This is a genomic window from Candidatus Poriferisodalis multihospitum, assembly GCF_028283155.1.
Taxonomy (GTDB): domain Bacteria; phylum Actinomycetota; class Acidimicrobiia; order Acidimicrobiales; family Poriferisodalaceae; genus Poriferisodalis; species Poriferisodalis multihospitum.
Genome location: NZ_JAPYOK010000103.1, coordinates 24,486 through 35,905 on the forward strand (window position 1 = coordinate 24,486; position 11,420 = coordinate 35,905).

At 67.2% G+C, this 11,420-nt stretch carries 10 protein-coding genes; all 10 read left to right on the forward strand.

Features of this window, described 5'->3' with window-relative positions; all coding sequences use genetic code 11:
- The first annotated feature begins 4 nt into the window (after nucleotides 1–4).
- On the forward strand, nucleotides 5–916 hold the full coding sequence (gene mreC, locus VI480_RS11840; protein WP_323673054.1) for a rod shape-determining protein MreC: 912 nt from the start codon (nucleotides 5–7) through the stop codon (nucleotides 914–916).
- Nucleotides 917–943: 27 nt separating this feature from the next.
- The gene (locus VI480_RS11845; protein ID WP_323673055.1) at nucleotides 944–1,480 is read left to right on the forward strand and encodes a hypothetical protein; all 537 of its coding nucleotides are present in this window, start codon (nucleotides 944–946) and stop codon (nucleotides 1,478–1,480) included.
- On the forward strand, nucleotides 1,473–3,698 hold the full coding sequence (gene mrdA / locus VI480_RS11850; RefSeq protein ID WP_323673056.1) for a penicillin-binding protein 2: 2,226 nt from the start codon (nucleotides 1,473–1,475) through the stop codon (nucleotides 3,696–3,698). Before VI480_RS11845 ends, mrdA begins: the two co-directional genes overlap by 8 nt.
- Nucleotides 3,695–4,864: a rod shape-determining protein RodA gene (rodA, locus tag VI480_RS11855; protein ID WP_323673057.1), complete on the forward strand. Its 1,170-nt coding sequence runs from the start codon at nucleotides 3,695–3,697 to the stop codon at nucleotides 4,862–4,864. Before mrdA ends, rodA begins: the two co-directional genes overlap by 4 nt.
- Nucleotides 4,865–4,942: 78 nt before the next feature.
- Complete coding sequence (locus tag VI480_RS11860; protein ID WP_323673058.1) at nucleotides 4,943–6,946, forward strand: TIGR03960 family B12-binding radical SAM protein; 2,004 nt, start codon at nucleotides 4,943–4,945, stop codon at nucleotides 6,944–6,946.
- 61 nt (nucleotides 6,947–7,007) lie between these two features.
- Nucleotides 7,008–7,832, forward strand: coding sequence for a TIGR03936 family radical SAM-associated protein (locus VI480_RS11865; RefSeq protein WP_323673059.1), 825 nt, complete (start codon nucleotides 7,008–7,010; stop codon nucleotides 7,830–7,832).
- A complete protein-coding gene (locus VI480_RS11870) occupies nucleotides 7,825–9,642 on the forward strand; it encodes an Rne/Rng family ribonuclease (RefSeq protein WP_323673060.1) in 1,818 nt (605 codons plus the stop codon). The genes VI480_RS11865 and VI480_RS11870 overlap by 8 nt, the downstream gene beginning before the upstream one ends.
- Before the next feature lie 58 nt (nucleotides 9,643–9,700).
- Nucleotides 9,701–10,012, forward strand: a complete 312-nt coding sequence (rplU, locus tag VI480_RS11875; protein ID WP_323673061.1) for a 50S ribosomal protein L21 — start codon at nucleotides 9,701–9,703, stop codon at nucleotides 10,010–10,012.
- A 62-nt stretch (nucleotides 10,013–10,074) separates the two neighbouring features.
- Nucleotides 10,075–10,326, forward strand: coding sequence for a 50S ribosomal protein L27 (gene rpmA, locus VI480_RS11880; protein ID WP_323673062.1), 252 nt, complete (start codon nucleotides 10,075–10,077; stop codon nucleotides 10,324–10,326).
- Between the two features lie 177 nt (nucleotides 10,327–10,503).
- A partial coding sequence (cgtA, locus tag VI480_RS11885; RefSeq protein ID WP_323673063.1) for an Obg family GTPase CgtA occupies nucleotides 10,504–11,420 on the forward strand: 917 nt, incomplete at its 3' end.

The window sequence follows — 11,420 nt, forward strand, 5'->3', positions numbered from 1 at the left end:
GGCCGTGGCCCGCCGCGCCGGCATTCGGAGACGCACCTGGCTCCGCTTGGCCCTGCTCGTCGTGACGGCCATTGCATTGCTCACGCTCGACGCGCGCGGTTCGGGCGGTGTGCTGGACACCGCGCGCGGCGCGACCTTGGATCTTCTGGGACCGGTGCGGACGTTTGGCGACTGGGTGGCCGAACCGTTTCGCAACGCGTGGCGCGGGATCGTCAGCTACGACGACTTGGAGGCTGAGAACGCGCAGCTGCGCGGCGAGCTGGCTGAAGCCGAGGCATCGGTGCTGCGAGTCGGCGAGTTAGAACGGGATCGCCAAGAGTTGCTTGCGCTGGTGGGCGCGCGCGACGCTGCCCCGGCAATTCCCCGTGTCACGGCGCGGGTCATCGACGCACCGGTGTCCAACTTTGAACGCACGATCGAGCTTGCGAAGGGTCGGCGCGACGGCATCCGGGAGGGCATGCCAGTAGAGTGCGGCGACGGACTGGTCGGGCGGGTGGTGCAGGCCAGCACCACTCGTTCGCGCGTCGAGCTGCTGACCGATCCGAATTTCGACGCCGGCGTGCGCATCGTCCGGTCCGGGGACGACGGCTTGGCTTCGGGACGGGGGCCGGGCCGCGACCTCGAAGTGAGCTATATCGAGCTCGAAACCGTCGTCATCCCCGGCGAGACCGTGGTGACGAGCGGCTTTGCGGGCAGCACGTTCCCCCCAGGGCTGCTGGTGGGCACGGTCACCGATGTCGAGCCGGACGCTGTGCGGGGTGCGCAACGGGTCACCGTGCACCCCGCTGCGGACCTGGAGCGGCTTCGGTGGGTACAGGTACTGCTCTACGAGCCCAACGTCCCCGAGCCGGTGATCGTGGATCGCGAACCCACGGACAGCCCAGCCGATGCTGGCGCAGCAGGCGGCCAGTCATGAGGGGCGCCCGATGACGGGGCGAGGGCGATGATGGCGGGCGCCGGGCCGCTGGCCCGGTCAACGCTGGTGTTGGCCGTTGCCGTCGTCGTTCACGTGGGCTTGCTGGCACACATCACCCCGGCGGGAGTCATCGTCGATCCACTGGTCTTGCTGGCCGTCGCTGGCGGCATGATGGGCGGCCGCAGCGCAGGGGCGACCTTCGGCGGGGGCTGCGGCCTCGCGGCCGATCTCATCCTTCACACGCCGTTCGGCATGTCGCTGCTCGTGCTGACGCTGGTGGGGTATCTGTCGGGTGCCATCACCGAGCAGATCCCCTCGGCCGGCAGGCTCGCTCGTGCTGCGATCGCGTCATTGCTGGCAGCGGGCGGGATCGGCCTCTTCGCCGGCGCCGGCTGGCTGATGGATCTTGTCTACGTGACGGAGGCACCGCTTGTCCGCATCGCCATCGTGACCGGCGCTGCGTCCCTGCTGACCAATCCGCTGCTCGAGCGAGCGACTCGCTGGGCCCTCATCATCCGTCCGCGCATGACCGCTAGTCCAGAAAGCACGGCGCGCGGTGGATGAGCGGGTCCGCCGGCGGATGGCCTTCATCGGCATCGTGATAGTGGGACTGTTCGGAGCGCTGTTCACCCGACTGTGGTACCTGCAGGTACTCGAGACGGAGCAGTTCGCGGCGGCTGCGGAGTCGAATCAGGTCCGCATCATCATCACGCCGCCGACGCGCGGCCGCATCCTCGACCGCCATGGCGTGGTGCTCGCAGACAACGTCCGCACCGGCGTGGTGACCTATGACCACTCGAGATACAGCGAGCAGCACACCGAAGCCGTGCTGACCGAACTGGCTGACCTGCTCGATGTGCCCGCCGCGCGGCTCAGCCAGGGTTTTGCCGACCAGCGCACCCACCCGCTGGCCCCGAAGGTGGTCGCGACGGGTCTCGACGAAGACGGCCTGCTGAGGGTGGCCGAGCGCTCGATTGCCGGCGTGGAGGCCCGGTGGGACTGGGTGCGGGTATACCCGCAGAACGAGGTGGGCGCGCACATCGTCGGTTACGTCGGGGCGATGTCGGAGCGCCAGCATCGCGAGCTGATCGACGACGGCTACCTGCCGTACGAGCGGGTCGGCAGGGCTGGCATCGAGGGTCTCTTCGAAGCGGAGCTCCATGGCGAACCGGGACGCACCAAGCTTGAGGTTGACCGTCAGGACCGCGTGCAGCGGATATTGGCCGATGTCCCCCCCGAACCGGGACACGACATCGTGCTCTCCATCGACGTCGAATTGCAGGCCGCCGCCGAGTCATACCTGCGGCAGGGACTGATCTCAGCGCGCAAGACAGTGAGCGAGGACTCCGGCTTCTTCTACCCGGCGCTCACCGGGGCTGCCGTCGTGATGGACGTGCGCAACGGTGACGTGCTGGCGATGGTGTCGCACCCGACCTACGACCCCACGTGGATGGTTGAGGGACTGTCGTTGGCGGAGTACCGGTCGGTATTCGAGAATCCCTACGCCCCCGGCGCGCTCAACAACCTCGCCGTGCAAGGCACCTACTCGCCCGGGTCGGTGTTCAAACCGGTGACGGCGCTCGCCGGTTTGGACGCGGGACTCATCTCGCCGCGGGCGGCCTTCCATGACGTGGGCTACTACAGGATCCCCGATGCGCGTGGCTGCACCGGCCGCTGCACGTTCTTCAATGCCGATAGAGCTGCCCTCGGCACCTTGGACCTCTCCGGGGCATTGACCCGATCGAGCGACGCCTACTTCTACAAGGTGTCCGACGACCTCTTCTGGATCGATGGCCCTGAGCAGTGGGCAATTCAGGACATGGCCCGCTCGCTCGGTTTCGGATCCCCGACCGGCGTGCAGCTGCCGTTCGAGAAATCGGGCCGGGTGCCCGACGGCGACGTCAAGCAGACCCTCTTCGAGTTGAGCCCCGAGGCCTACAACCCCTACGACGAACCAGCGCGATGGTTCCCGGGCGACAACATCAACACCGGCATCGGCCAGGGGCTTGTCGCCGTGACACCGATGCAGCTCGCCAACGCCTACGCCACGATGGCCAACGGCGGGACGCTCTTCTCGCCGAACATCGTCGAAGCGGTGGTCTCGCGGCGCGCCGAGTCGTTCGGCGAGCCGGTACTGACCTTCGAACCCCGGGTGCTCGATGTGGTGGACTTCCCTGGAGGGAGTGCTGTCGTGCGGGAAGGGTTGAGCAACGTCACGAATTCCCGGTTGCGAGGCACCGCCGCGAAGGCGTTTGAGGGCTATGACCACGCGGGCTACCCGGTGTCGGGCAAGACCGGCACGGCCCAGGCGCAGGGCTTGAACGCCGTGCTGCGGCGCAAGAAGGAGGACACGGCGGTGTTCGTTGCGTGGGCGCCGTCGCACGATCCTCGCTATGCCGTGGCTGTGGTCATGGAAGAGGCCGGCTACGGCGGCGAGGCGGCAGCGCCCGTGGCTCGGCGGATCCTCGAGGCAGTGAGGGCCTACGAGCAGCGCTGGCCCGAGCCCCAGATTGCGTTCTCGCCGCCTCAGCCCGAGTGCCCCGAGGTGCCAGAGGCGCTGCGAGGTGATCCGGCATTCCTGGGCTACGTGCCCGAAGGCTGCCCGTGGGGCATCCAGCTGCCGCGGGCGAACACGCCGTCGGATGCGGACGGTGACGGCATCCCCGATGTGGACCAGATCGAGGGCGCCCTTCCGGCCAACGCCCAGCGCCGCAGGGAGGCACTGCGGCGCAATCAGACACGCCGCAGGGAGGCACTGATCAGGGCTGGGGCTGGGTCGTGATCGCACGGCTGCTGAATCGTTCCCAGACACGGCGCGAGCTGCAGTCGCCAGCGTGGTTCGCCGACTACTCATTGGCGCTGGCTGCGATAGCGATAGCGCTGCTCGGCGTCGCGATGAACTACTCCTCCACATGGCGAAGCCTGTCCTTCGAAGGCGGCGACCCGTGGACCGTGGCGCGACGCCAAGCGATCTTCGTGGGTGTCGGCATCGTGGTGATGATCATCGCCGCCGTCGTCGACTACCGGGTGCTGCGTTTCTACGCGACGCCTGCCTACCTGTTGGCGCTCGGAGCACTGGGTGGGCTGTTGTTCTGGGGGCCCGAGATTCGCAATGCGCGGTCGTGGTTCGTGCTGCCGGGCGTCGGCTTCCAGGTGCAGCCCTCCGAGTTCGCGAAGCTCGTCGTGATCGTGTCGCTGGCGGCGTTCGTCGCCAGCCACGAGGGATACCTGCGCTTCGACACGCTGTTCAACGCGGGCCTGCTGCTGGTAGTGCCCATGAGCCTGATCTACCTGCAGCCCGACCTCGGCACGATGCTGGTCTTCGTAGCCGTCGCCATGGGCATGCTGCTGGTCGCAGGGGCGCAGCTGCGCCACATCGTGGTCATTTCGCTCACCGGAATCCTGGCGCTCGTGCTCGTGTTCAGCATCGACGCGTTCCAAGGCCCCCGCTTGCTCAATGAGACGCAGCGAAACCGCTTGACGGCGTTCTTGGATCAGGACTTCGAGCCCCTGGAAGCCTCGTACAACCTGCGTCAGAGCCAGATCGCCATCGGTGCGGGCGGCATCTGGGGCCAAGGCTGGAAGCAAGGCACCCAAACCAACCTGGACTTGGTTCCCGAGCAGCACAACGACTTCATCTTCACGGCGCTGGGAGAGGAATTCGGCCTCGTCGGCGGCACGCTCCTGCTCGCGCTGTATGCCTATATGTCCGTGCGCATATGGCAGATCGCTCGCGTCGCCAGCGACCCGTTCGGACGATTACTCACCGTCGGCATCCTCTCCATGCTGCTGTTCCAGGTGTTTCAGAACATCGGCATGACCATCGGCATCATGCCCATCACCGGAATCCCGTTACCGCTCATGAGCCACGGCGGCTCTGGCACGGTCACCGCCTTCGCCGCAGTAGGCATCGTCATCAGCGTCGGAGCGCGGCGCTTCACCCTCTAGGCACAGCCTCGCTTCCTGCCGCCGGCGCAGCGGGCACACGCTGGATAATCCACGAGGGCCGGTAGCGTTGAGGTTGCAATGACAACGCTGTGGCCCCGGCTCGAGCCTTTGCTGCCACGTGTCTCCAAGCCGGCGAGGTATATCGGCTGCGAGGACGGGATGCAACGACCGACCGTCGGCCCGCACCTCACGTCGTGGCTGCTGGCCTATCCCGACACGTACGAGATCGGCTTGCCGAACCAGGGCTTGCAGATCCTCTATGAGCTGCTGAACGAGCGCCCGGACGCCAGCGCCGAACGCACCTACGCGCCGTGGATCGACCTGGAAGCCGAGATGCGAGCCGCGGGGCTGCCGCTGTTCTCGGTGGACACGCACCGGGCGGCAGGCGACTTCGACATCATCGCCTTCAACCTCTCGGCTGAGCTCGTGTACACCAACGTGCTCAACTGCATCGATCTGGCGGGGTTGGACGTGCGTGCAGCCCGGCGCAACGATGACGACCCGCTCATCGGTGCCGGCGGCCATTGCGCCTACAACCCCGAGCCCCTGGCGGACTTCGTGGACTTCTTCGTAATCGGCGATGGCGAGGAGGTGGTCGCCGAGATCACTGAAGCCGTCGGTGCCTGGAAGCGAACCGGCAAGCGGCCGGGCACGCGCGCCACGATCCTGCGAGACCTCGCCGGCATCGAGGGTGTGTATGTGCCGGCGATGTACGACATTGCCTATGACGGGCCGGCACTCGCCGCCGTCACACCGAAGTACCCGGACGTGCCAGCGCTGGTCGCCAAGCGCACAGTGGCCGATCTTGCCGAGTGGCCGTATCCGCGGCGGCAGCTCGTGCCGGTGACCGAGGTCGTCCATGACCGGCTCTCGGTCGAGGTGTTCCGGGGATGCACCCGGGGCTGCCGCTTCTGCCAGGCGGGAATGATCACCCGCCCGGTTCGTGAGCGCCCCGCTGCCCAGGTCCGCGAGATGGTGACTTCAGGCCTCGAGCGCAGCGGCTACGACGAAGTCAGCCTGATGTCGCTGTCGACTGCCGATTACAGCGGGATCGCCGAGCTCGTGCGCGACACGGTCACCGCCGGCGGCAACCCCACAGGCGGCACAGGCGGCGCTGACGCCAACCGGATCAGCGTTTCGCTGCCGAGCATGCGTGTCGACGCCTTCACCGTCGACGTGGCGTCCCAGGTATCGCGCGCCCGTCGCACGGGGCTCACCTTTGCCCCGGAGGCAGGGTCGTGGCGGCTGCGCCAGATCATCAACAAGCTCATCACCGAAGAAGACCTGTACGGGGCGGTGCGCTCGGCCTACAGCCAGGGCTGGCACCGCATGAAGCTGTACTTCCTCACGGGCCTGCCGTCGGAGATGGACCCCGACACAGAGGCAATCGCCCACTTGGCCGATGCCTGCACCCGGATCGGGCAGGAATACACCAAGCGTGCATCGGTGACGGTGTCGCTGGGGGGCTTCGTGCCCAAACCGCATACGCCGTTCCAGTGGTTCGGGCAGAACCCGCCCGAAGAGCTGGCGCGAAAGGTGCGGCTGGTGCGCTCGGCGCTGGGTCGCAACCGGCGGGTGCAGCTGAAGTGGCACGACCCGGCCGCTTCGACGGCGGAGGGCATCGCCAGCCGAGGTGATCGCCGCGTCGGGGCGGTCATCGAATACGTCTGGCGCAAGGGCGGCACGTTCCAGGAGTGGAGCGAGCGCTTCGACTTGAGCTTGTGGGAAGAGGCCATGGCAGCGTGCGGCCTCAGCCTCGATTGGTACGTGTACCGCCATCGCGGCGAGCACGAGGTGCTGCCCTGGGACCACATCGGCGCCGGGCTGCACCGCGACTTTCTCTGGCACGACTGGCAGGACGCCCTGGCTGGGCATGGCCTGCCTGACTGCCGATGGACCCCGTGCTACGACTGCGGGGCCTGTACTGAATATGGGATCGAGCACATGGTTGCGTCCCCCGTCGCCCCCAATGGCGGCAGTCAGGGGACGGGACAGGATCTCGCGACCGGCCATCTCGTGCCGGTTGAGCTGCGCCCTCGCCAGTTGGCGGGCGCAGGCGCACCGAGCGGGGGCGGCGCATGATGCGCTGGGCCACCGCACCGGTGCCGAGCTGCAGTGCCGCTCCCACCCTCGTGGGTGGGAGATGTCGTTGAAGCTGCGCGTCCGCTTTTCCAAGGTCGGCAAGATCCGGTTCATCGGTCACCGCGACGTGGCGCGCGTCACCGAGCGCGCCGTGCGCAAAGTTGGGCTGCCGGTGACCTACAGCCAGGGCTTCTCGCCTCGGATGAAGCTGAGCTTCGGGCTGGCGCTGCCCACCGGGTACGAGTCGGAAGCCGAGTTCGTGGAGTTGCCGCTCGTTGCAGACGCGGTGCGCGACGGGGGAGCTGCAGAACCAGGTGCCAGGCATGCAGCGGGTCCTGTGATTGTCTGCCGGAGCGGAACTCATGCACCCTGCGAGCACGGGCTGCAGTCGGCTGGTCCGGGCTACTGCACCGTTGCCGAGGCGCTCAGCGAGGCGCTGCCGGTGGGCATGGAGGTGTCCGCTGCGACGTTGGTCGACGGACGCGGCCCGTCGCTGCAAGCGGCGGTTCACTCGTGCGGTTGGCAGTTCGAGATCGTTGGGCTCGATGCATCCGCAGCGGCGAAAGCGGTTGCAGACTTCCTTGCCGCCGGTACCGTCGTAACTGAACGGGTGCACAAAGGCGAGACCGTGAGTTCGGATATCCGGCCCAGCGTTGAGGTGCTGCAGGTGGTCGGATGCTCGGATCGAGGGGCGGTGCTGAACGCCGAGCTGTCAGCTACGCCCCGGGTGGTGCGCCCCAGCGAACTGGTGCCGGCGCTTGCGCCGGCACACGAGATGGGCATAGCCCGGAGAACACATCAATGGACGAGTGGCGCCGCAGGACGAGCCGAACCGGCCGTGCCTGCCGTGTGCGCCCAGAAGAACAAGGAACCCATCAGTGGATGAATCAACACTGAACGACACAACACCTGCCGTGCGTAAACGACGACTGGTCGTGCCCGCAACGCAGAACGAGAACACCGAGGACAAACCAGAGCCCAAGGCAAAATCCAAGCCCAAGCCCAAGGCGAAGTCGGAGCCGAAGGCCAAGCCCAAAGCAAGTTCCGGGCCCAAGCCGAAGTCGAAGGCCGATCCCCCGCAAGCCGAGCCCGAATCTGCGAAACCACCGGTCCCGCCGGTACCGCCGCCGGCCCGCAAGCCCCAGATCGGAGACAGCCGCCCGGCGCCCGCTCAGCAGGCACCCGATGGCGATGGTGCCGGCGGTCGCCGCCGTCGCAGGCGGGGCGGCCGCGGCCGATCCAGCGAGACCGCGACGGCCACCACGGAAACTCGCAATGGCGCCCACGCCCCGGTCGAGGCCATCCTGGCCGACCAGCGGCCGCTTGAGCTCGACGATGAGCAGCTCACCGAGCGCCGCGGCAAGTACCGCAACGGCAAGCCGCTGGGCCGGTACCGGATGTGTGTTCATGTCTCCGAGGGAGCGACGCACATCTCCGTACTCGAAGGCCGATCACTGATCGAGTACTACGTGAGCCGTCCTTCCGACGACATCTCCGAAATCTACGGCAACCTCTACCTCGGTCGGGTGCGGCGTGTGCTTCCGGGCATGGAAGCGGCGTTCGTCGACATCGGCACGCCCAAGCAGGCGGTGCTCTACCGGGGCGATCTGACCGTTGCATCCGACGAGAGCGATGACGACGGCGGATCGGAACGCAAGCGGGCCGGCGGGCGGCGAGGGCGTTCAGTGTCAGGGCCGGCGATCGGCGAGCTGATCAAGAACGGCCAGACGATCATGTGCCAGGTCATCAAGAACCCGATCGGCCACAAGGGTGCCCGCCTGACTACCGAGGTGTCGCTGCCGGGCCGTTTCGTGGTGCTCATTCCGAACAGCAGCGTGATGGGCATCTCGCGTCGCCTGCCCAGCCGCGAGCGGCGCCGTCTGCGCAGCCTGCTGGCCAAGGAGATTCCGGATGGCTTCGGTGTCATCCTGCGGACGGCTGCCGAGAACGTCACCGCGGCCGAGATCCGCCGCGACATCGAACGGCTCACACAGCAGTGGACCAAGATCTCCGAACTGGCGGAACGCTCCGATGCGCCTGTGCTGCTGTTCCGGGAGCCCGAGTTGGCCGTGCGCATCATCCGCGAGCAGTTCACCGCGGACTTCCGTGAAGTGGTGATCGATGACCCGGCGCTGTTCGAACAGGTCAAGGGCTACATGGAGGCGGTGGCAGCACCGCTGGTGGACCGCATCCGGTACTACGACCCGGTCGCTGAACGGCTGCCGCTGTTCGAGCGGGTGCACGTGGCTGAGCAGGTGCGCAAGGCCACCGATCGTAAGGTTTGGCTGCCATCGGGCGGGTCGCTCATCATCGAGCACACCGAAGCGTTGACGGTGATCGACGTCAACACAGGGCGCAACGTGGGCAAGTCCAGCCTGAACGAAACGCTGTTCCAGAACAACCTGGAGGCCGCTACCGAGATCGCGAAGCAACTGCGGCTGCGGGACATCGGCGGGATCATCATCATCGACTTCGTGGACATGGACGACAAGCAACAGCGGGACAAGCTCATGTCGACGCTGAACGAGGCGCTGGCTCGCGACAAGACCCGTACGGCCACCGAACCGATTTCGGACATGGGCATTGTGCAGATGACCCGGATGCGCACCGGTGAGGGGTTGCTGGAGTCGATGTCGGACCCGTGCGAAGCGTGCGACGGACGCGGCATCCAGCTGCGCGAGTCGCTGTTTGCTTGATTCTGGGCCGCAAATCCACTCGCCGATCCAGTGGCCTCATCGGTATCCTCTCCAACCGATGTACGCAGTCATCGCTACCGGCGGCAAGCAGCGCCGCGTCGAGGCCGGCCAGCGGCTCGACATTGAGCTGCTCGCGGTTCCGCCCGGCGAAGAGGTCACCTTCACGCCGGTGCTGGTGGTGAATGACGGTGCCGTGCTGGCGACGCCCGACGAGCTGGTCGGCGCCTCGGTGACCGGCCGGGTGGTCGGCGAGGTCAAGGGGCCCAAGATCGACGGCTTCACTTACAAGAACGCCACGACCAACCGGCGCAGGTGGGGGCACCGGCAGCGCTACAGCACGGTCGAGATCACCCACATCGCAACCGCCTAGAGGCATCGCGGCAGGCACGCGAGAGCGGACACAACTCGAGACCGGACAAGAGGGACAGCACCATGTCGAAGACCAAGGGCGGAGGCTCGACTCGCAACGGCCGAGACTCCGTTGCAAAGCGCCTGGGCGTGAAGGTCTATTCGGGGCAGACCATCGACGCCGGCGGCATCATCGTGCGCCAGCGGGGCACCAAGTTCCATCCCGGCCGGAACGTGGGCCGCGGCAAGGACGACACCCTGTTCGCGACAGCTCCCGGCGTGGTGCGTTTCGGCTTCCGCCGCGGGCGCCGGCTCGTCGACGTCGTGCCGTCGTAGTTCTCCAGTACTTCGTCCCGAGACCTGAAAGCGTCTGCGAGGGCGCCAAGAGGCTGAGCCGAATGGCGAAGCCGTGGCCCGAGCGGCCCGTGAGCCCGTATCGAATGAAACTGGGAACATGAGCGGGAAACAAACAGGTTCCTCGGCAGGATGGTTCGCCAGTCCGCGCACCCTCTCATGAGCGACTTTGTCGACGAGTGTCAGCTGCACGCGAAGGGTGGTGACGGCGGGGCGGGCTGTGTGTCGTTCCGCCGTGAGTCTCACGTGCCGCGCGGTGGACCCGATGGCGGCGACGGTGGGCACGGCGGCGATGTGTGGGTGGTGGCCGACCGCAACGTGGCATCGCTGCTGGCGTTCCGCGACTTCCCGTTCCGGCGTGCTACCGACGGCGGCCACGGCCAAGGGCGCAAACGGCATGGCCGCAACGGTGTCGACGAGCTGGTGCGCGTGCCCGAGGGCACCATCGTGCGCGACCGTGACGGAGCGGTCTTGGCCGACCTGGTGCATGAAGGCGATCGCTGGCTGGCGGCGCAGGGCGGGCGCGGCGGTCGGGGCAATGTCCGCTTCGCTTCGAACCGAATGCGCGCGCCCCATTTCGCCGAGCAGTCCGAGCCCGGCGAGGAGCGCTGGCTCGGCCTCGAGCTGAAGCTGATGGCAGATGTCGCACTGGTGGGGTTCCCGAACGCAGGCAAGAGCACCTTCATCAGCGCCGTGTCGGCAGCGCGGCCGAAGGTCGCTTCGTACCCCTTCACGACGCTCACGCCCAGCCTCGGAGTAGTGCGGCTCGACGACGGCTCGGGAATCGACGCCGACAGCTTCGAGATGGTGATTGCTGATGTGCCTGGGCTGATCGAGGGCGCCGCGCAGGGCAAGGGCCTCGGACACCAGTTCCTGCGCCATGTCGAGCGAGCCCGGGTGCTGCTGATCATGGCCGATCTGGCCGAAGTCGCAGATCGTGATCCCCATGAACAGGTGGATGTGCTGCTCGGTGAACTCGAGCTTCACGACCCCGCGCTCGCAGCGCGGCGCCGGCTGGTAGTGGGCACCAAGGCCGACGTGGCCCACCTCGCCTGGGACGGGCCGCGGCTCAGCGC

Bases quoted from the DNA above. Each gene is read 5' to 3' on its own strand.
- VI480_RS11845 (WP_323673055.1), top strand. From the start codon at position 944: ATGATGGCGGGCGCCGGGCCGCTGGCCCGGTCAACGCTGGTGTTGGCC.
- VI480_RS11860 (WP_323673058.1), top strand. From the start codon at position 4,943: ATGACAACGCTGTGGCCCCGGCTCGAGCCTTTGCTGCCACGTGTCTCC.
- VI480_RS11865 (WP_323673059.1), top strand. From the start codon at position 7,008: ATGTCGTTGAAGCTGCGCGTCCGCTTTTCCAAGGTCGGCAAGATCCGG.
- rplU (WP_323673061.1), top strand. From the start codon at position 9,701: ATGTACGCAGTCATCGCTACCGGCGGCAAGCAGCGCCGCGTCGAGGCC.
- rpmA (WP_323673062.1), top strand. From the start codon at position 10,075: ATGTCGAAGACCAAGGGCGGAGGCTCGACTCGCAACGGCCGAGACTCC.